This is a genomic window from Rickettsia endosymbiont of Ixodes scapularis (assembly GCF_000160735.1).
Classification (GTDB): domain Bacteria; phylum Pseudomonadota; class Alphaproteobacteria; order Rickettsiales; family Rickettsiaceae; genus Rickettsia; species Rickettsia tamurae.
In genome coordinates, this window is record NZ_CM000770.1 from 790,788 (window position 1) to 810,967 (window position 20,180).

Here is a 20,180-nt window from a genome sequence, read left to right on the forward strand (position 1 = left end):
GGGTGTCAGAAAGTTTGTGTAAGTTATAAAAATAGTTAAGAATAAAATTAATTAAAACAACTTACATGAGGCTAATATGAAGAATAAGAGTAAAGTATCAAATCCGACTATAGAAAAAGTAGTATCAGAAATACTATCACAAAGTGATCCATCTGAGATATTTGGCAAAGAAGGAATATTTCAGGAAATTAAAAAGCAGATAGTAAATAAGATTTTAGAAAAAGAAATGGAATCTCATATAGGTTATGAGAAGCATTCTAAGAATACCAAGGAGTCAGATAATAGACGTAATGGCAATTATGAAAAGACTCTAATAGATTCCGAGGGTCGTAAATTGATAGTAGAAGTGCCAAGGGATCGGGAAGGAGAATTTGAACCTCAACTAATTCCAAAAGGAGTAAGGAGATTTGAAGGATTTGATGATAAAGTAATATCTTTAAGGTAACTGATGGCATTTTAGAGGAAGTTACTGCGTGGCAGAATAGAGCACTTGATAGTGTATATCCTATAATGTAGATTGTATTCATGTTAAGGCAAGAGACAATCATATAATAATAAATAAAGCAGTTTATCTAGATATTGGCGTGAATATAGAAGGCAAGAAGGAACTATTAGGTATTTGGATAGGCAAGAATGAAGGATCTAAATTTTGGATGCAAGTAGTAACAGAACTGAAGAATCGTGGTGTAGAACAAATATATGTTGCGTGTGTTGATGGTCTTAAAGGTTTTCCAGAAGCAATAAATAGCATTTTCCCAAAAACCACAGTACAACTGTGTATTGTTCATATGGTAAGAAACTCTGTAAAATACGTATCATATAAAGATTTAAAATTGGTAACAGCTGATTTAAAGGCAGTTTATTCTGCAATAAATGAAGCAGAGGGATTAAGAGAATTACAAAATTTTGCTAAAAAATGGGATGAAAAATATCCAGTTATTTTTGATATATGGCAGAGAAATTGGTCTGGAATAGCTCCGTTCTTTAGCTTTCCGGAAGACATTAGAAAGGCGATTTACACTACTAATGCTATTGAATCAACTAACCGTCAAATTCGTAAAATTATAAAAAATAAGGGGGTATTTCCAGATGATAAATCGATTCAGAAAATAATCTTTTTAGCATTGACAAATGCTTCTAAAAAATGGACAATGCCTATTAAGAATTGGGCCATGGCTTTAAATCAATTTGCTATACTTTGTGATACTAATTTACAAAATTGGGCAAATGGAGAAATCGTACTTACATAAAAAATCTGACAGACCCATCGATTAGAAATCGATCATCATTCACAGGTTCACCTTCCTGTTCATCAATATAGTGCTGTATCATTTCATCAGTTATATTACCTGAACTGACCGCCATATAGCCCCTAGCCCACAAATGATTGCCCCAAAATTGTTTTCTTAAATGAGCAAATTCTTGCAATAAAATTCTTGAGCTACTACCTTTTAAATACTGTACTAACTTGCTAAGAGATATTTGTGATTTATATGAGATAAACATATGCACGTGATCACATGATATTTTCCCTGAAATTATATATACTTCATGTTCCATACAAATCTGCCTTAGTAAATCTCTAGCCCTTTCCGCTACTTTGCCTATCAATACTCTCTTCCTATATTTTGGTATCCATATAAGATGTACTTTTAAATCATACTGACTATGACTATTCTTTCTATAACTTCTCATGTTTCTTGATATAAATTCATTGCTAAAGCAATTTCATTATATCTTCCCTTCGCCTGAAGGCGAGGGATTTCTTATCCCCGAAGGGGGACATTAAACGAGTATACACGAAGCCACTTCGGAAATTATAGGCATCCGTAAATTATATTTTTTTATCAAATCCAAAGGGTCTGTCAGATTTTTTATGTAAGTACGATTTCTCCATTTGCCCAATTTTGTAAATTAGTATCACAAAGTATAGCAAATTGATTTAAAGCCATGGCCCAATTCTTAATAGGCATTGTCCATTTTTTAGAAGCATTTGTCAATGCTAAAAAGATTATTTTCTGAATCGATTTATCATCTGGAAATACCCCCTTATTTTTTATAATTTTACGAATTTGACGGTTAGTTGATTCAATAGCATTAGTAGTGTAAATCGCCTTTCTAATGTCTTCCGGAAAGCTAAAGAACGGAGCTATTCCAGACCAATTTCTCTGCCATATATCAAAAATAACTGGATATTTTTCATCCCATTTTTTAGCAAAATTTTGTAATTCTCTTAATCCCTCTGCTTCATTTATTGCAGAATAAACTGCCTTTAAATCAGCTGTTACCAATTTTAAATCTTTATATGATACGTATTTTACAGAGTTTCTTACCATATGAACAATACACAGTTGTACTGTGGTTTTTGGGAAAATGCTATTTATTGCTTCTGGAAAACCTTTAAGACCATCAACACACGCAACATATATTTGTTCTACACCACGATTCTTCAGTTCTGTTACTACTTGCATCCAAAATTTAGATCCTTCATTCTTGCCTATCCAAATACCTAATAGTTCCTTCTTGCCTTCTATATTCACGCCAATATCTAGATAAACTGCTTTATTTATTATTATATGATTGTCTCTTGCCTTAACATGAATACAATCTACATTATAGGATATACACTATCAAGTGCTCTATTCTGCCACGCAGTAACTTCCTCTAAAATGCCATCAGTTACCTTTGATATTAACTCAGATGATACTTTGGTGGCATATAGTTCTTCTAAGTGCCCTTGTATTTCTCGAATAGTCATTCCCCTAGCATATAAAGATATTACTTTATCATCAAATCCTTCAAATCTCCTTACTCCTTTTGGAATTAGTTGAGGTTCAAATTCTCCTTCCCGATCCCTTGGCACTTCTACTATCAATTTACGACCCTCGGAATCTATTAGAGTCTTTTCATAATTGCCATTACGTCTATTATCTGACTCCTTGGTATTCTTAGAATGCTTCTCATAACCTATATGAGATTCCATTTCTTTTTCTAAAATCTTATTTACTATCTGCTTTTTAATTTCCTGAAATATTCCTTCTTTGCCAAATATCTCAGATGGATCACTTTGTGATAGTATTTCTGATACTACTTTTTCTATAGTCGGATTTGATACTTTACTCTTATTCTTCATATTAGCCTCATGTAAGTTGTTTTAATGTCCCCCTTCGGGGATAAGAAATCCCTCGCCTTCAGGCGAAGGGAAGATATAATGAAATTGCTTTAGCAATGAATTTATATCAAGAAACATGAGAAGTTATAGAAAGAATAGTCATAGTCAGTATGATTTAAAAGTACATCTTATATGGATACCAAAATATAGGAAGAGAGTATTGATAGGCAAAGTAGCGGAAAGGGCTAGAGATTTACTAAGGCAGATTTGTATGGAACATGAAGTATATATAATTTCAGGGAAAATATCATGTGATCACGTGCATATGTTTATCTCATATAAATCACAAATATCTCTTAGCAAGTTAGTACAGTATTTAAAAGGTAGTAGCTCAAGAATTTTATTGCAAGAATTTGCTCATTTAAGAAAACAATTTTGGGGCAATCATTTGTGGGCTAGGGGCTATATGGCGGTCAGTTCAGGTAATATAACTGATGAAATGATACAGCACTATATTGATGAACAGGAAGGTGAACCTGTGAATGATGATCGATTTCTAATCGATTCCACTTTATAACCCCTCAGCTTATAGCTGAGGGTTCTTTAGTTTATGATTTCTTTTGGGATGAAGAAAAGTTTTTTTATAGCTGTAACCAACTTTTCTAATCATGTTTATTATAGTTCTTGCTGACACTTTACTAGGATACAAGATGGCTAGCTCTCGACTGCTTTTATCTTTATTAGATTCCAAAAATTTTTTAAATCCTTCCATATCTGTTATTTTATGACTATGCCCTTTTTGATAGCCAGTTTTTAATTGAACATCTCCTGTTTCTTTCTTTAATTTCTTCCAATCATATATTACTTTACGGCTGATATTAAATACTTGACTTGCTTCTATTATTCTTTTCCCTGACTCAATATATTGAATCACTCCCTTTCTTAAATCATATGAATATGGACTTGGCATAACTATTTTCTAATTACTTTACCATATCCTTTTATTAATATCACTATCTTAATTGCCTATGCTATAAGTGTTTATTTTTATTATCAAACTTTTTTTCGGAAGCACAAGCACTATTAATAGTATTATGTTCTTTTTCTATAGCCTTAAATTGATTATTAATAGCTTCTAATTCTGCAACGATTTTCCATCTTTCTTCTCTAGTAATATTAGAATTAGCTTTTTTTCTTCAAGCCCCTTTTTCCTATCTTCTAGTTCTTTCTGTTTTTGCTTTAATTCTTCTATACGTTTTGCATGATTATCTATTTTTTCTTCTGTAATCTTTGTTTGCTGCTCGGAAGAATCCTTTACTTGTCTGCTTTGAACTTTTTTCTTTAACTCTTCATCAAAAGAAAGCGGTTTACTTCGTACAGGTTTTCCTAAATTAGAATGTATTAGATCTTCAAAATTTTCTCTAGAAGCTAACGGTTTTTTACTGGTATCAGGTATTTGAGGATCATGTTTTCGTAAATCTTTTGTAATTTCTTGTATATTTTTATGAAGTTCTGTAATCGAAGCCACTTTACCTCTCACAAGTTAATTGATTTTAAAGATATAGTAATTAAACCTCTTTTATAGCTTCAACGCAAGCAAAAGTTGCTATTTTTAGTATTTCATTAGCTGTTGCTGTAGCTTGAAGTATTTGAACGGGTTTTTCAAAACCGTTTGTTATAGGACCTATAAAGCTATTTGATGAAAATTCTTGTAATAATTCAGTAGAAATAGCAGCTGAATTTAAACCAGGCATAATTAATACATTTGCAGATCCTGATAATCTACAAAATTTATATAATTTACGTAAATCACCATCTAAAGCCACCTTAACCGACATCTCTCCGTCATATTCAAAATCTACTTTCATGCCGCTCAGCTCTTCTTTGTCTTTGCTAAAATTATCTAGTATATTTACTGCTTCACGAATACGAGCTGTTTTTTCCTTAGAAGAATTACCGAATGTTGAAAAAGAAAGAAGTGCAACACGAGGAGTGATTCCCATATTTTTAGCAATTTTTGCAGTTTGGGTTGCTATTTGTGCAAGTTCCCAGCTGTTTGGATATTCGGTAATATAATTATCGGCAATAATAATATTATTATCTTTAGCAATCATAATTGAATAGCCAAGGATTCTACGATTAGGTTTTGGTGAAATGGCTTTCATGATATCTTCTAAACTATCGATATAACTTTTCGTAACACCAGTTAAAAGAGCATCACCGTCACCACATGCTACCATACAAGCAGCAAAAATATTCTTATCAGTTTTAACAAGCTTTGCACAATCACGATATAAATAACCTTTTCTCTGAAGTCTTTTATATAAATAATCAGTATATTTCTCTAAACTATCGCTTAAGGCCGCATTCATTATTTGAATTCCGTCTAAGCTAATATCTTGACCTATCTTTTTTAACGTAGCCTCAATTCGTTCAACACGACCAATTATAATCGGATGGCCGTATTTCTCGTCTTGCATCATAAGAGCGGCAGAAATTACTTCTTCTTCTTCACCTTCAGCAAAAACAATCCGTTTAAGCGGTGCATTATGAATTTTTTCAGCTAAGAAATTCATATAGTTAGCAGTAGGGTTTAATCTGCTACCTAATTCTTTCTTATATTTACCTATACTAAAATCTTTAACCCTAGCAACGCCGCTTTCTATTGCAGCAACGGCAACCGCCGCTGCCACTACAGTAATTAAACGAGGATCAAAAGGCACAGGAATAATATACTCATTACCGAAAACCATCTTACGCCCTGAGTAAGCTTTATACACCTCTTCCGGTACAGGTCTACGGGCTAAATCTGCAATGGCTTTTGCTGCAGCTATTTTCATTTCCGTATTAATAGTCTTAGCTCTTACATCTAATGTTCCTCTAAAAATATAAGGAAATCCCATAACATTATTAATCTGATTATTATAATCAGATCGCCCTGTTGCTATAATCGCATCATCTCGAACAAGCTTTATATCTTCAGGAGTAATTTCCGGATCAGGGTTAGCCATAGCAAAAATAATCGGATTATTTGCCATCCCCTTCACCATGTCTTTAGTTACTGCCCCTTTTACCGATAACCCTATAAATACATCAGCATTATTTAAGCTTCCCGCTAAGGTTCTAAACTTGGTATCACTTGCATATAGCTCTTTCCATTTATTCATACCTTCTAGGCGTCCTTTGTAAACAACACCTTTAGTATCACATAAAATAATCTTTGATTTATCGACTCCAAGAGCAATTAATAAATCAATACAAGCAATAGCCGCTGCACCTGCTCCGTTAACTACGATTTTTAAATCTTCAAGCTTGCGATTAGTAAGATACGCAGCATTTATTAACCCTGCGGCGGTAATAATCGCCGTTCCATGCTGATCGTCATGAAAGACCGGTATATCCATTAAAGATTTTAATTTTTCTTCTATAATAAAACATTCTGGAGCTTTAATATCTTCAAGATTAATACCCCCAAAACTATAACTGAGATACTTCACGGCATTAATAAATTCTTCAGGGTCTTCCGTATTCACTTCCAAGTCAATTGCATCAATATCGGCAAATTTTTTGAATAGTACAGCTTTGCCTTCCATCACCGGTTTTGAAGCGGCAGCTCCCAAATTACCAAGCCCAAGTACGGCAGTGCCGTTAGAGATCACCGCAACTAAATTACCCCTTGCCGTATATTTATATACTTCCTCTAGATTTTTAGCAATTTCAATGCAGGGAGCAGCAACCCCCGGTGAATAAGCAAGCGATAAATCTTGCTGAGTAACTAAAGACTTTGTTGCAGAAATAGCTATCTTACCAGGCTTATCTTTTTCATGATACTCAAGTGCTTCAGCGTAATTTATTTTATTCATTTCATCCATTTTAAAAATTCCTGTTTTATTTATTTGTTTTAATTTATCGTCATTGCGAGAAGAATTACGTAGTAATTCGACGAAGCAATCTCAGGCAAATTCTTGAGATTGCCACGCTCCATATGGTCGCTCGCAATGACGTGATAAATTCACCCCATTATATACATAATAATTGATATAGTAACTACCGAGAAAAAAGTAGTAAATGTTATAATCGACGCCATAGAATCAGGATCACCGTCAAGCTGACGAGATAAAACATAAGCCGTACTCGCACATGGAAGACAGCTATATAATATTCCTACCGATCTATCTAATCCGTCAATAGACATTAACCATAGTACTACTACACTAACTAGAGGAAATGCAACTAATTTAACAAAGCTTGTAAACATTACATTATGTAAAAGCTCTTGTCTAATAGTAAAATTAAGCCCTGCCCCAACATTTAGCATACCGATAGCTAAAGCGGCATTAGAAAGGCTATCTAACGTTTTCTTAAGCCCTAAATGTAATTCAAGATTTGAGTAATTAAAAACGAATCCTACTAAACTTGCGATAATTAACGGATTACGCACAATTAATTTCATCATTAAAACAAAACTAGTTCTAATAGTATTAGTAACGGATTTATTAGGGATATAATAAGCGAAAATCATTACCGATAAAATATTGGTAAAAATAATCATATAAGAAGAAATAACGGCGACAATAGAAAGCCCGCTAGGACCAAGCAGCGGGCTACTTACTCCAAAAAAAATGTAGCTATTATAACGAATCGACCCTTGAAAAATGGAAGTAAATTGGACTTTATCTATGTTGTATTTTTTTTGGTAAATTATAAGACCGATTGATACAAGAATAGTAGATATAATAAGAGCCACTACTAATTTAATTATGGATGCAACGCTTAAGTCGGCAGTAGATACGTAATTAAACAGCATGGCAGGGAATAGTACAAAATACGATAATTTCTCAATACCACGCCAAAATTCTTCCGAAGTTAACCATTTATTTTTGATAATACTACCAAGAAGCGTAATTAAAAAAATAGGTAACGTACTACAAAAAATTTCATTCATTTGTTTTCGGTGTCATACCGTGGCTTGACCACGGTATCCAGTTTTATAATATAATTTGTTCATGGTTTTATGACAATTGGCTTATGTAATGTCATTCCTGCGGAAGCAGGAATCCATAGAACTATTCAATTAAATCTTTGTAAATTCTTCTGTATAAACAAGCTTTATAATATTATTTTTTGAGGTAAAACCCTTTATTATTTTTTGTTTATGTTCATAAGCACGACGTATTATATTATTAGTAATACCAATATATAAAGTACCATGCTTATTAGAGCATAATATATACCCAATATACCCAGTACATTTTAATTTTGTAGTTTTATTTTATGGATTCCTGCTTTCGCAGGAATGACATATAGGTTACAACTTCCCTTCAACCAACTTCATCGTTTCTTTTATACCGTAAAGCTTTATAAAAGTCCCAAATCTTGGACCTTCATTCTGCCCAAGCAATATCTGATATAAATCTTTGAAGTAATCACGCAGATTTTCATACCCTGCTTTCATTCCTATATCATATATTGCTTTCTGAATTACTTCAGCCTCGGTTTGATCGGATATACTAGATAACATATCTAATATATCCCGTAAAATAACCTTATGCTTTTCAGAAGGAGCTAAATATGATTTATGTGCTTTAATAAAGTCATTATAATATCTTATAGCAAATTCTGCTAAGTGGTCAAGATAAGGACTAGTATTTGGAGTTGCTTTTGGCTCATATTTGCTAATAAATCCCCAAAGTACCGATTTATCGGAAGGATTACACACAGAAGTAAGATTTAAAAGCAACGAATAGGTAATTCCAAAAGTCTCAATTTTCGGTACATTTCCGTGATGGATGTGATAAACGGGATTTGCAAAACGCTTTGCCCTATCCTCTTCTAAATGATATTTCTGATTAAAAGTAATATATTCATCAACATTTTTAGGAATTACATCAAAAAACAAACGCTTAGCTCTAGTCGGATTTTGGTACATAAATAATGCCATACTTTCAACAGGAGCATATTTAAGCCAATCATCAACGCTAATACTATTACCTTTTGATTTTGATATTTTCTCACCGTTTTCATCTAAGAATAGCTCATAACATTGCTGCACCGGCGGCTTTCCTCCTAGGATTCGGCAAATTTCCGAATAAAGTCGAGCATTTGCCAAATGGTCTTTGCCGTACATTTCATAATCGACTTTAAGAGCAGCCCAACGCATACCAAAATCCGGCTTCCACTGTAATTTACAATGCCCTCCCGTTACCGGTACTTCTATATAATTACCGGCATCGTCTTTATACGTAACTGTCCCTGCTTTAGCATCCCATTTTTCTATAGGTACTTGCAGTACCTTACCTGTTTTCGGGCATATAGGCATGAAAGGTGAATAGGTAGCCTTTCGCTCTTCTCTAAAAGTCGGTAGCATCAGCTCCATTATCTCATCATATTTCTCAAGCACCTTTAGTAGCATCTCATCAAACATACCCGCTTTATAACTTTCAGTACTGCTATAAAACTCATACTTAAAGCCGAATTTATCAAGAAATGAGCGAAGCTTTGCATTCATATAATGCCCATAACTTTCACATTCCTTGAACGGATCAGGGATAAAGGTAAGCGGCATATCCATATACTGTGCTACCATTTCAGGGTTGGGGATATTACTTGGCACTTTACGAAGCCCGTCCATATCATCGGAAAAGCAAATTAGCTTAGTCGGAATATCGGATAATTGCTCAAACGCTTTCTGCACCATCACCATACGAGCATTCTCACCAAAAGTACCGATATGAGGTAAACCTGAAGGACCGTAACCCGTTTCAAATAATACATAACCTTTTTCAGGAGTTTTACCGTTTAAGCTGTCTAATATCTTCTTAGCCTCGACAAAAGGCAAAGCATTTGACTTAATTGCATCTTCCCAAATTTCTGACATTTATTTTTCTTGCACTTTAATTAATAATCAGTGACAATATACTAAATTTATTTATTTGTAAAATATCACTTGAATTTTTTACGATTTTGAGCATAAACTAGCGTCATTGCGAGGAGGCATTGTTGCGTGGACCGGTAAAACCCACTGTGTCACCCCGTAGCTTGACCATGGGGTCCATAAAAACAATAAAAAATACTAATAATTTTAGTATTTTTAACTGGATCCCGCGATCAAGTCGTGGATGACACTGGAAAAACTGATCCACGCAACAATGCCTTGCGAGAAGCGAAGCGACGTGGCAATCTCGTCAAACTTCCTGAGATTGCCACGCCCCTTACAGTCGCTCGCAATGACATTAAGAATAAAAAGCCCATGCTATTTAATACTATTATAAATTACATCACAAAAGATAGCTATAAAGTTCTACATTTAGGGCTAATTGCAATTTCTATAATAGCACTTGCTACCGCTTATATTGCTGAATATATATTCCATTACACCCCCTGCCCTTTATGCGTTTACGAAAGGTTCCCCTATTTAACGCTAATCAAAATTTGCTTAACTGCTTTAATCATCAGACAATTAAGCAAATATACTTTAATATTCATTCTCCTAACTATCCTTAGCTCTTGCATATTATCAACATATCATAGCTTCGTAGAAAGAGGCATAGTACAACCAAGTGCTCTTTGTTCATCAATGATCCGTATCCCGAAAGGTTTATCCATCCAGCATATCAAACAAATGTTCTACTCGCAGCCAATCACTTCCTGCACTAAACCCGCTATCAAAATCCTGGGTATTTCCATGACAGAGTATAATCTACTCTTAAATATCGGTCTTCTAATCTGTTTACTCCTCGTTTGGTTTTATCCCAAAAAAACTTAGTTTTAAAAACATTCCTAGCTCAACATGGGGTTGTTACATGCATTGGGTTTATGTCATTCTCGCATATGCGGGAATCCTCCATTGTCATACCGCGACTTGATCGCGGTATCCAAAAATACAACTTAAAAATACTAAAATTTAGTATTTTTAACTGGACCCCATGGTCAAGCCACGGGGTGACAGTCATTTTCTGGATTCCCGCCTACGCGGGAATAACATACAATAAAAATCATAGAGTACTATACCCTACTTCTTACTCACCGTACTCAACGAAATAAACAATACTATCCCTAATATAAGTTTAAGGTTTATGGGATCAATGCCAATCCGAAGCAACACGCTCAGAGCAATAAAGTAAAATAATATACCTATAAAACAGGAAAATATCTCTTTAAACGCATTAAAATTATTAGCATGGATTAAAATATGATGCCCTATAACAATCGCACCGATACCGACTAGTGCCACCCCAAAACCCATATTAATATAGGCAAAACCGTTTATTTGTGCAGATAAAGTACCCGTTAAAGCAGCCAAGCAATTACTTATGTTAAGACCGATAGTGCGATAAAGCTCGGCAGGTTTTCCTAAATTAATCAATAAATCTTTATTAAAACCAAAAGCTCGAAGAAATAAACCGAGCTTACCTTTCAATAAAATTATAACTGCAGATATAATAAGGCAATTGATTATTTTAAAGGCACTAACCAATTTTCGAGATCTAATATAACGCGAGTTTCGAATTAATATAGCATAGGATTTAGCATATCAAGAGAGATGTAATAGAAGGTTTATTATCAGACATTTGATAATTTATCAGTGCTGCAACCATATGCACAAAGGCATTTATAACTGATCTATGCCTTGAATGCTCAAACTTCCCCAATAGTTTAATTTTACTAAACACAGATTCTATTAATGCTTTTTTAAGCAATAATATTTTATCCAACATAGACATAAGTTTATTTTTCATATTTTTCTTTACCCTAGTTACCATAAAAATTCCTTGCTCTAAAAGTTGTAGAAATAATTGTTGCGAAATATAACCACGATCTCCGAATACTTTACCAAAAAGATTTTTGATTATCAGTTCCAGCTGTTTTCTATCATCCTTATTGCCAGGGCTAAAAGATGCTTTAACTATACCACCGGCTCTATTAATTATTAGATGTAGTTTAAGTCCATAGAACCAACCTTTTGTTGTCTTACTGCTTGCTGCTATGCCGGCGAACACTTTATTCATTGAAATACGGTATCTCTTACATACCTCTATACTACTTGAATCTACAAAAGAGAGTCCGTCACACTGATCCAAAATAGAATTGAATATTAGTACTAATAGTGGTAAATGTGGACCTATTATTTTTATAAATTGACTATAGCTTACTAATTGAAAATCTCTTTGATGATGAATTCATATTTGCTTCAGACAATAATTCTTAAAACAATCATAAGATGACTGCCAGTAGCCTATTATAATTGTTATTACCTCACTTCTGTTCAGTCGACTTTTAGGACCAGATTTGTTGTTATGGTTAGTAATTGAATTTGTATGCTTGTCTAATTCTTGAAAAAAATCATCGACGTAACAAAATATTTCTGTAAAATCCATTATCATAGGTTATTGCTCTTAAAGTTTTTTCAATAACCTATAAACTTTTTTCTAATACTATAAATACCATATTTTAATGTCCCCCTTCGGGGATAAGAAATCCCTCGCCTTCAGGCGAAGGGAAGATATAATGAAATTGCTTTAGCAATGAATTTATATCAAGAAACATGAGAAGTTATAGAAAGAATAGTCATAGTCAGTATGATTTAAAAGTACATCTTATATGGATACCAAAATATAGGAAGAGAGTATTGATAGGCAAAGTAGCGGAAAGGGCTAGAGATTTACTAAGGCAGATTTGTATGGAACATGAAGTATATATAATTTCAGGGAAAATATCATGTGATCACGTGCATATGTTTATCTCATATAAATCACAAATATCTCTTAGCAAGTTAGTACAGTATTTAAAAGGTAGTAGCTCAAGAATTTTATTGCAAGAATTTGCTCATTTAAGAAAACAATTTTGGGGCAATCATTTGTGGGCTAGGGGCTATATGGCGGTCAGTTCAGGTAATATAACTGATGAAATGATACAGCACTATATTGATGAACAGGAAGGTGAACCTGTGAATGATGATCGATTTCTAATCGATTCCACTTTATAACCCCTCAGCTTATAGCTGAGGGTTCTTTAGTTAGCAATTTGTATTTTGTACTCACTTTATAACAAAAACAGTATTATTAAGATCCCCGTAACCCAGTTACTATCAGCTATTCAGCGACTTTTTGAATACGAAACTCGCGTTTAAAATATTAATTCCGCTAACTATTAAATGATCTTTCAAAATTATAAAACTCTGCGTATTTTCAGGAACATTTTTTACAGCGACCGGCATATCATTTAATGTCCCCCTTCGGGGATAAGAAATCCCTCGCCTTCAGGCGAAGGGAAGATATAATGAAATTGCTTTAGCAATGAATTTATATCAAGAAACATGAGAAGTTATAGAAAGAATAGTCATAGTCAGTATGATTTAAAAGTACATCTTATATGGATACCAAAATATAGGAAGAGAGTATTGATAGGCAAAGTAGCGGAAAGGGCTAGAGATTTACTAAGGCAGATTTGTATGGAACATGAAGTATATATAATTTCAGGGAAAATATCATGTGATCACGTGCATATGTTTATCTCATATAAATCACAAATATCTCTTAGCAAGTTAGTACAGTATTTAAAAGGTAGTAGCTCAAGAATTTTATTGCAAGAATTTGCTCATTTAAGAAAACAATTTTGGGGCAATCATTTGTGGGCTAGGGGCTATATGGCGGTCAGTTCAGGTAATATAACTGATGAAATGATACAGCACTATATTGATGAACAGGAAGGTGAACCTGTGAATGATGATCGATTTCTAATCGATTCCACTTTATAACCCCTCAGCTTATAGCTGAGGGTTCTTTAGTTAGCAATTTGTATTTTGTACTCACTTTATAACAAAAACAGTATTATTAAGATCCCCGTAACCCAGTTACTATCAGCTATTCAGCGACTTTTTGAATACGAAACTCGCGTTTAAAATATTAATTCCGCTAACTATTAAATGATCTTTCAAAATTATAAAACTCTGCGTATTTTCAGGAACATTTTTTACAGCGACCGGCATATCATTTAAATTTTGTATCATTAGCGTGTGCAGAGAAATATTATTGTTTCCAGTATATAATTTTAACATTTCTACTTCAGGTATAACTTTCTCGCTACTGCTATAAATTAAAGTGATATTCTATAAAAAAGGTAATTTACTAATGGTGTCGGTGATTTTTATCTCATCGTTAACACCGATAACTAAAGGTAGGTTTTTGCTATTAATCATAGCAGCAGCACAAACAATAGGTTTATTTGTTATATGAGAAATAACAGTTTGGCTGGCTGTCGTGCCTATTGGAATTATTACATCAATATCCTGATCTTTTATTTGCTTTATAATGGCAAGTAAAATATTAGAATCAGCATGAGCATTTTTAACTATAATTTCTGCATCTATATCTTTTAGCGACTCTTTAAATTCCTGATATAATCTCAGTCATTGCAGCATGTTCAAGTGGAACAATGACTGCTACTTTTTTTGATCCGCATAAACTGCAGCTGTGATGAATAAAACAAAAAGAAAAGAAAAAAATTTTTTATTAGAGATAAACATTTTAATATCCTATTATATATAGTCAATTCAGTTGAATTTTGTGATAGGCGTGAGGACCGAAGCCTATAATAATAGGCGAGCCGACTAACAACGAAGCACAGAGTTCAAATCAATTGACTAGAAGTTATAATTTAATAATCAAAATCTAAATTTGCATATAGCAAACATATAAACGCAAAAAATTATCTACGCCAACGCCAATTCTGTATTAAACTATTAACCTTTAAAGGTATCATAAATATTTTTAACTGTAGAAATATAAAGTAAAGATAAAAAACTTATCTTTCTTTGACTAGAAGCTAAATAGTCAAGAAAGCTCTACCTTAGAGGCTATCTGTAAATAAGTTTTAATTACCAATTAAAACTTATTTACAGATAGCCTCTAAATTTTTAATGTTTAGCACCATTTTAAGATTATGTCAATAACCAATAAATAGTATTGCCTAAAAGAATTGCTTAAGATAGCCTATACTCCGATGTCATTACCACCTTTGCGAAAAGTTATTATTGCATAAAGTTGTTGCACGACTCGAAAAACCTACTCGATGTCATCCCCGCATGACATTGTTGCGTGGATCGAAAAATGCATTTGGTTGTCATACTGTGGCTTGACCATAGTATCCATAAAGTAACTTAAAATACTAAACTTTTAGTATTTTAAACTGGATCCCGCGATCAAGTCGCGGGATGACAGGGGTGGAATCGATCCACGCAGGAATGACCTAAACAAGCAATTCATCCTCTTAATGACGATTCAGTACTTATGCAGCAAGGCTTGCAAAATGAAAAAGAAATTCATTTCTTAAACTTTGCATTTTCTGTTTGTTCTAATACCGTTTGCCCTAGTAATTGCGATAGAACATCTTGACCTGCTTCAGTCCAGCTTACGGGCGGCTCTTCACCTGTTAAACCGGTACCATAACGATCATTAAATACTCTAACTGCTTGCTGAGTAAATTGATCAAATGTACTTGTGGATTCTACTCCATAGCCATATTCTTTTAAATTTCCTTGTAAAGTATTAACTTTTTCTCCAGTACTATCAGGACTTAATAATAATTTACTCTTTTGCTCTTGCGTAGTCTCAAAATATCTACCAAAACCCGCTTCCGCTAATTCTTTCCAAGGAAATTTTGATCCAGGAGCTATATGAGCATTTTCTTCTCGGTTTACAGTTACTTCACCAAGACCAACTAAATCATGTTTTAAATCTAAATCTGGATATCTTTCTGCTAAATCTGTAAAAAAGCTTTTTAATTTCCCTATTTGCTCTTTAGGAAAATCGCTTTTTGCATCATTAATAAGCATGACCCCAATACCAAACTTATTAACACCTACTTCTCCTTTCCAACTACTCTTGCCCGCATAAAAAGCTTGATCTGTTAAATCATTATGATATTCTTTTTGAGTTCCATCCTTATCAATTATGTAATGAACACTTGCACCTCGCTCATCCAATACTTCACGAGCAGCTTTAATATCCTTGCTTACAGAATAAGTAATTACTACACAGGTAGGTTTTACTCCTTCCGGTCTTGGAGCCATATATTTACCGTTTGGACTATTTGTATTACTAATACCGTTATTTTCTATAGCCTTACTTATTACTCATAAACTTCCTCCAATATATTTAATAATTGTTAATGGTTCAGAATTTACTAAACCTTAACAAAAATTAATACTTTAGTAATGCTAAGTCAATGAAAATTTAATATTATTCACAAGGTATAGATACTGATCTGACAAGTTCAATTATTATTTTTCTAATATTTGGATTTTGTACTCTAGTAAATGCTCTAGTTAACGATAAAAGTTCTCTTTCCATAGTCCTTGATAATTCTTTATAATCAAAAGAGATGTCATTTTCATATTGCCCTTCTTCTTCAGCAATATTATTTAAAAAATCACTTTCTATTTCTTTGAATAGATATTCAATTTTATTATTAGAAGTATTTTCATCGTCAGTTTTTAACTTTTCTTCTTCAGAACTATTAAAGAAATACTTTAAAGACGTATTTAAAACTTTTGCAAAAACATATAACCTACTTAAACCTTCTTCATATTTTTTAACTTGGAGAGCACTAATGTCTAAAGCTTGCCCTAATTCTTTTTGGCTAATACCTACAGCAAGACGTCGTTCTTTTAAACGTTCACTTGCGAGTTTGTCCGGATGTTTTATTGAATCATTCATTTTAACAATAAGCTTTAATTATTAAAAATTAATTATTATAAAGTCTATTCAACTTTAAATGTAGTATATATATTACTTTATATTTAATCAAGCAACTTTATTAAAAATTTAATATAATAATACTAAAACCCTTTAGTTATCAAGAATCAAGGCTAATAAATAATTAATTAAAAGTATAAAAACGATGAGTAATAGAATAGTAAAATTACCGAATTGCGAGAATATAGTAGGAGAGGTTAGTTTTTTAGGAATTAAACCTTGGGTATAATTTATTTCATTTAGATTTAGTTTTTTTATTGTTCTGCCAAAAGGATCTACTATAGCTGAAATACCGTTATTCGCTACTCTAATCATAGGTAAACCGTTCTCTACGGCTCTACTTCTACTAATATGAAAATGCTGATGTGGACCGCTTGATTTACCATACCATGCATCATTTGTAATATTAATTATTACATCGGCTATTTCATTATTCGTCCGTACAAAATCAGGAAAAATAGATTCATAGCAAATTAAAGGTTTAATTTTAAGATTATATTTTTCAAGATAAACAAGCCCTCCGTCTCCTTCTTTATAATCAATTAAACCGTGAGTTAATTTTTTAAACGGTAGTATCTTTTTAAGAGGCATATACTCACCGAAAGGTACTAAATGTGATTTATGGTATTCAAATAATTTATGATCATTTTTATCAAGAGCATACATAGCTGAGTAAAGTTCAAATTCATCACCTTGTTTTTTATTATCCGAAATTCCTCCTGTTATCAAAATAGCATTTGTAGAATTTAGCATTTTTAATAATTCTGATTTAACTTGCGGTATATCATCAGGTACTACTAATGCTGCTTCAGACCAAATAATTAAATCGGTAGGTTCCGAATTTTCCGATAAATTAATATATAGCATTAAATTATGCCAAAATTCTTCTTCATTCCATTTTTCGGTTTGAGGGATCGAAGGCTGCACTAATCGCACTTTTATATCGGTAAAATTTGCATGGTTATTACTTAGCCTTACTGCTCCGTAAATGACAATTACGGTTAATACTAGAACTGAACTAGCTAGTAATATTTTTAACTGAGTAAATTGCTTGCTAAATAAAGGATAAGCGAAAGTGGCAATATATATAACTATAAAACTAAGTCCATATATCCCTATTATACTTAAAGACTGTATTAAAATATCTGAAAATGAAAAAGCATAACCGATCAAATTCCAAGGAAGACCGGTAAAAATCCACGAACGTATCCACTCAAATAATACCCAACATAAACAGAATATAAATTGGTAATATTTATTATTTTTAGCGAAAAAACTAAGCGTGCAACTTGCCGATATAGAGAAAGCTAAAACTATAGGTAGTCCAAATAACGCAAAAGGAATTGCCCACCAAAAATCTGCAATATAAACGCTAACACCGATACTTATCCAATATATTCCACTTAAAAAATGCCCAAAACCGAATAAATAACCAAATTTTGCGGCTTCTTGCCAATTTTCGGATTTTTGAACTATATAACATAAGTAAGATAACGTTAATAATGCCGGTATAAAGAAAGTCGGAGCAAAAACTAAACCGCTTAACATACCTAGCAGTAAACATATGATTTTAGGTTTATACATTTTTATCGATTATTTGTTTACAAAATAATACATAATGCTATCATTTCAGCAAGTTTTAATATAATGAGTAAATAAATGACTACAGGATTACTACAAGGAAAAAAAGGCTTAATTACAGGTATTGCAAATAATATGTCAATATCGTGGGCGATTGCACAACTTGCTAAAAAGCACGGTGCCGAACTATGGTTTACTTATCAATCGGAAGTACTAGAAAAACGAGTTAAACCGCTTGCTGAGGAAATAGGTTGTAATTTTGTTAGCGAACTTGATGTTACAAATCCAAAATCAATTAGTAATTTATTTGATGATATAAAAGAGAAATGGGGTAGTTTCGATTTCTTACTTCACGGTATGGCTTTTGCCGATAAAAATGAATTAAAAGGACGTTATGTTGATACTAGCTTAGAAAATTTTCATAATTCCTTACATATATCATGTTACTCTCTTTTAGAACTCTCAAGATCCGCAGAAGCCTTAATGCATGACGGCGGAAGCATTGTGACGTTAACTTACTACGGTGCTGAAAAAGTTATACCTAATTATAATGTAATGGCGATTTCTAAAGCTGCACTTGAGGCTAGTGTAAAATATCTAGCAAACGATTTGGGAGAAAATAATATTAGAGTAAATGCTATTTCGGCAGGACCTATCAAAACTTTAGCATCTAGTGCAATAGGTGATTTTAGTACTATGCTTAAATCTCACGCTGCAACCGCACCGTTAAAACGTAATACTACCCAAGAAGATGTAGGAGGAGCAGCAGTATATTTATTTAGTAATTTATCTAAAGGTGTTACCGGTGAAATTCATTATGTAGATTGCGGTTATAATATTATGGGAAGTAATAAATTATTGTAGGGATTGATGTCATTCCTGCGAAAGGCTTGCTTGTGTGGACACCGAATCGTCATTGCAAGCGACTGAAAGGAGCGTGGCAATCCAGAAAAATAATAAAAAATTCTGTAAAATCAGAATTTTTTACTGGATTGCTTCGTCAAAATTCTCAATTTTTCCTCGCAATGACGAAAAAACTGAGCCACACAACAAAATCATTATAATTCGTGATTTCTTTTTTTGAGGTGTCCAGGTTTTGGAGGAACAGGCAGTTTTTTAGATTTTGCCTGAACCTTTTTAGCCTCTGACGGCAATGCCGGATTATTTAATCTATTTAACTCTTTTTAGATTTGTTTTAACTGTTCTTGTACTTCTATCTTTAAAGGAGTATGAGAGTTTTTAATTTCACTATTTATTATTTTTCCTATTTTCTCAAGATTTTCTTTAGAAATGGAATATGATTTTGTACCTATATAATTAACAATCTTTGACCACCAAGTTTGTCTTTTATCTAATCCTTGATATATTACATCTACTAAATCATTTTTTTTGAATGTTAATATATAATCAGAAGCTCCTTCTAAGGATTTAGATAAATGCCTTTTTATTTCTCCTTGTCTCTTATCTTCAATACTTACCTTTTTGTCTTTCTCGAGTGTTGTTATTGCTTTTTCAATTATTGAAGATATCTTAGTCTCTTTTCTTTCATTTGCTTTATTTTCTAAATTTTCTTTGGTATTAAAATGTATATTGGTTCCTATTTTAGCATCTACTAATTGTTTAACATACTTACGTTAGGATCTTGTATTTCTTGCTCTATCTCAGCAGATTTTAAACCTAATTTTGTATATATATCTGATTCTCGGAAAAGTGGAGCATATAATAAAAAACTA

The 20,180-nt window shown here is 32.8% G+C and carries 17 protein-coding genes and 7 pseudogenes; 8 read left to right on the forward strand and 16 right to left on the reverse strand.

Translation table 11 applies throughout. The features are described from left to right. The first annotated feature begins 76 nt into the window (after window positions 1–76). Both REIS_RS17750 and REIS_RS17755 read left to right on the forward strand, forming a co-directional pair. A complete protein-coding gene (locus tag REIS_RS17750) occupies window positions 77–445 on the forward strand; it encodes a transposase (protein WP_008579988.1) in 369 nt (122 codons plus the stop codon). 76 nt (window positions 446–521) lie between these two features. Further along, window positions 522–1,250 carry an IS256 family transposase gene (locus REIS_RS17755; RefSeq protein ID WP_410525717.1) on the forward strand — a complete coding sequence of 243 codons (729 nt, stop codon included), beginning with the start codon at window positions 522–524 and terminating at the stop codon, window positions 1,248–1,250. Here the strand turns inward: REIS_RS17755 and tnpA (REIS_RS04030) are convergent. Beyond that, window positions 1,243–1,695, reverse strand: a complete 453-nt coding sequence (gene tnpA, locus REIS_RS04030) for an IS200/IS605 family transposase (RefSeq protein WP_008579840.1) — start codon at window positions 1,693–1,695, stop codon at window positions 1,243–1,245. The genes REIS_RS17755 and tnpA (REIS_RS04030) overlap by 8 nt on opposite strands. A gap of 179 nt (window positions 1,696–1,874) precedes the next feature. Then, window positions 1,875–3,133 (reverse strand): annotated as a pseudogene (locus REIS_RS11025) (IS256 family transposase). A gap of 115 nt (window positions 3,134–3,248) precedes the next feature. Between REIS_RS11025 and tnpA (REIS_RS04045) the strand changes: the two are divergent. Beyond that, the gene (tnpA, locus tag REIS_RS04045) at window positions 3,249–3,689 is read left to right on the forward strand and encodes an IS200/IS605 family transposase (RefSeq protein WP_008579210.1); all 441 of its coding nucleotides are present in this window, start codon (window positions 3,249–3,251) and stop codon (window positions 3,687–3,689) included. A 9-nt stretch (window positions 3,690–3,698) separates the two neighbouring features. Here tnpA (REIS_RS04045) and REIS_RS04050 read toward each other — a convergent pair whose 3' ends face one another. From REIS_RS04050 to REIS_RS04070, 6 genes and pseudogenes are all read right to left on the reverse strand, one after another. Further along, window positions 3,699–4,082, reverse strand: a complete 384-nt coding sequence (locus REIS_RS04050) for a helix-turn-helix domain-containing protein (protein WP_008579989.1) — start codon at window positions 4,080–4,082, stop codon at window positions 3,699–3,701. A 165-nt stretch (window positions 4,083–4,247) separates the two neighbouring features. Next, window positions 4,248–4,640, reverse strand: coding sequence for a hypothetical protein (locus REIS_RS04055; protein WP_233466267.1), 393 nt, complete (start codon window positions 4,638–4,640; stop codon window positions 4,248–4,250). 40 nt (window positions 4,641–4,680) lie between these two features. Further along, window positions 4,681–6,984: an NADP-dependent malic enzyme gene (locus REIS_RS04060; RefSeq protein WP_008579991.1), complete on the reverse strand. Its 2,304-nt coding sequence runs from the start codon at window positions 6,982–6,984 to the stop codon at window positions 4,681–4,683. A 140-nt stretch (window positions 6,985–7,124) separates the two neighbouring features. Beyond that, window positions 7,125–8,057, reverse strand: coding sequence for an AEC family transporter (locus REIS_RS04065; RefSeq protein WP_008579993.1), 933 nt, complete (start codon window positions 8,055–8,057; stop codon window positions 7,125–7,127). 132 nt (window positions 8,058–8,189) lie between these two features. Beyond that, window positions 8,190–8,351, reverse strand: a pseudogene (locus tag REIS_RS17120) (GIY-YIG nuclease family protein); the annotation flags it as partial. A gap of 69 nt (window positions 8,352–8,420) precedes the next feature. After that, complete coding sequence (locus REIS_RS04070; RefSeq protein WP_008579995.1) at window positions 8,421–9,989, reverse strand: lysine--tRNA ligase; 1,569 nt, start codon at window positions 9,987–9,989, stop codon at window positions 8,421–8,423. A 110-nt stretch (window positions 9,990–10,099) separates the two neighbouring features. Here REIS_RS04070 and REIS_RS17125 point away from each other — a divergent pair. Together REIS_RS17125 and REIS_RS12405 are read left to right on the forward strand one after the other, a co-directional pair. Continuing rightward, window positions 10,100–10,281 (forward strand): annotated as a pseudogene (locus tag REIS_RS17125) (tRNA(Ile)-lysidine synthetase); the annotation flags it as partial. An 80-nt stretch (window positions 10,282–10,361) separates the two neighbouring features. Next, the gene (locus tag REIS_RS12405; protein ID WP_081819057.1) at window positions 10,362–10,877 is read left to right on the forward strand and encodes a disulfide bond formation protein B; all 516 of its coding nucleotides are present in this window, start codon (window positions 10,362–10,364) and stop codon (window positions 10,875–10,877) included. A gap of 246 nt (window positions 10,878–11,123) precedes the next feature. Here REIS_RS12405 and REIS_RS04075 read toward each other — a convergent pair. Both REIS_RS04075 and REIS_RS11030 read right to left on the reverse strand, forming a co-directional pair. Further along, window positions 11,124–11,605, reverse strand: a pseudogene (locus tag REIS_RS04075) (ABC transporter permease subunit); the annotation flags it as partial. A gap of 32 nt (window positions 11,606–11,637) precedes the next feature. Then, on the reverse strand, window positions 11,638–12,291 hold the full coding sequence (locus REIS_RS11030) for an IS982 family transposase (RefSeq protein WP_083787758.1): 654 nt from the start codon (window positions 12,289–12,291) through the stop codon (window positions 11,638–11,640). Window positions 12,292–12,656: 365 nt separating this feature from the next. Here REIS_RS11030 and tnpA (REIS_RS04085) point away from each other — a divergent pair, with 365 nt between their 5' ends. Then, complete coding sequence (tnpA, locus tag REIS_RS04085) at window positions 12,657–13,097, forward strand: IS200/IS605 family transposase (protein WP_008579210.1); 441 nt, start codon at window positions 12,657–12,659, stop codon at window positions 13,095–13,097. 141 nt (window positions 13,098–13,238) lie between these two features. On the opposite strand, the pseudogene REIS_RS14135 reads toward tnpA (REIS_RS04085), so the two are convergent. After that, window positions 13,239–13,337, reverse strand: a pseudogene (locus tag REIS_RS14135) (ABC transporter substrate binding protein); the annotation flags it as partial. Between the two features lie 90 nt (window positions 13,338–13,427). On the opposite strand from REIS_RS14135, the gene tnpA (REIS_RS04090) reads away from it, so the two are divergent. Further along, complete coding sequence (gene tnpA, locus REIS_RS04090; protein WP_008579210.1) at window positions 13,428–13,868, forward strand: IS200/IS605 family transposase; 441 nt, start codon at window positions 13,428–13,430, stop codon at window positions 13,866–13,868. Between the two features lie 141 nt (window positions 13,869–14,009). On the opposite strand, the pseudogene REIS_RS04095 reads toward tnpA (REIS_RS04090), so the two are convergent. From REIS_RS04095 to lnt, 4 genes and pseudogenes are all read right to left on the reverse strand, one after another. Then, window positions 14,010–14,636 (reverse strand): annotated as a pseudogene (locus REIS_RS04095) (ABC transporter substrate binding protein); the annotation flags it as partial. A gap of 795 nt (window positions 14,637–15,431) precedes the next feature. Beyond that, the gene (locus REIS_RS04100) at window positions 15,432–16,241 is read right to left on the reverse strand and encodes an N-acetylmuramoyl-L-alanine amidase (RefSeq protein WP_037213708.1); all 810 of its coding nucleotides are present in this window, start codon (window positions 16,239–16,241) and stop codon (window positions 15,432–15,434) included. 109 nt (window positions 16,242–16,350) lie between these two features. Further along, window positions 16,351–16,827: a helix-turn-helix domain-containing protein gene (locus REIS_RS04105; RefSeq protein ID WP_008580004.1), complete on the reverse strand. Its 477-nt coding sequence runs from the start codon at window positions 16,825–16,827 to the stop codon at window positions 16,351–16,353. Between the two features lie 132 nt (window positions 16,828–16,959). Beyond that, window positions 16,960–18,450, reverse strand: a complete 1,491-nt coding sequence (lnt, locus tag REIS_RS04110) for an apolipoprotein N-acyltransferase (protein ID WP_008580005.1) — start codon at window positions 18,448–18,450, stop codon at window positions 16,960–16,962. Between the two features lie 75 nt (window positions 18,451–18,525). On the opposite strand from lnt, the gene fabI reads away from it, so the two are divergent. Beyond that, window positions 18,526–19,311, forward strand: a complete 786-nt coding sequence (gene fabI / locus REIS_RS04115; RefSeq protein WP_008580006.1) for an enoyl-ACP reductase FabI — start codon at window positions 18,526–18,528, stop codon at window positions 19,309–19,311. Window positions 19,312–19,505: 194 nt separating this feature from the next. Here the strand turns inward: fabI and REIS_RS12410 are convergent. Then, a pseudogene (locus tag REIS_RS12410) lies at window positions 19,506–20,179 on the reverse strand (DUF5410 family protein); the annotation flags it as partial. Between the last annotated feature and the right edge of the window lies 1 nt (window position 20,180).

Bases quoted from the DNA above. Each gene is read 5' to 3' on its own strand.
- REIS_RS17750 (WP_008579988.1), top strand. From the start codon at position 77: ATGAAGAATAAGAGTAAAGTATCAAATCCGACTATAGAAAAAGTAGTA.
- tnpA (WP_008579840.1), bottom strand. From the start codon at position 1,695: ATGAGAAGTTATAGAAAGAATAGTCATAGTCAGTATGATTTAAAAGTA.
- tnpA (WP_008579210.1), top strand. From the start codon at position 3,249: ATGAGAAGTTATAGAAAGAATAGTCATAGTCAGTATGATTTAAAAGTA.
- REIS_RS04050 (WP_008579989.1), bottom strand. From the start codon at position 4,082: ATGCCAAGTCCATATTCATATGATTTAAGAAAGGGAGTGATTCAATAT.
- REIS_RS04060 (WP_008579991.1), bottom strand. From the start codon at position 6,984: ATGGATGAAATGAATAAAATAAATTACGCTGAAGCACTTGAGTATCAT.
- REIS_RS04065 (WP_008579993.1), bottom strand. From the start codon at position 8,057: ATGAATGAAATTTTTTGTAGTACGTTACCTATTTTTTTAATTACGCTT.
- REIS_RS04070 (WP_008579995.1), bottom strand. From the start codon at position 9,989: ATGTCAGAAATTTGGGAAGATGCAATTAAGTCAAATGCTTTGCCTTTT.
- REIS_RS12405 (WP_081819057.1), top strand. From the start codon at position 10,362: ATGCTATTTAATACTATTATAAATTACATCACAAAAGATAGCTATAAA.
- tnpA (WP_008579210.1), top strand. From the start codon at position 12,657: ATGAGAAGTTATAGAAAGAATAGTCATAGTCAGTATGATTTAAAAGTA.
- tnpA (WP_008579210.1), top strand. From the start codon at position 13,428: ATGAGAAGTTATAGAAAGAATAGTCATAGTCAGTATGATTTAAAAGTA.
- REIS_RS04105 (WP_008580004.1), bottom strand. From the start codon at position 16,827: ATGAATGATTCAATAAAACATCCGGACAAACTCGCAAGTGAACGTTTA.
- lnt (WP_008580005.1), bottom strand. From the start codon at position 18,450: ATGTATAAACCTAAAATCATATGTTTACTGCTAGGTATGTTAAGCGGT.
- fabI (WP_008580006.1), top strand. From the start codon at position 18,526: ATGACTACAGGATTACTACAAGGAAAAAAAGGCTTAATTACAGGTATT.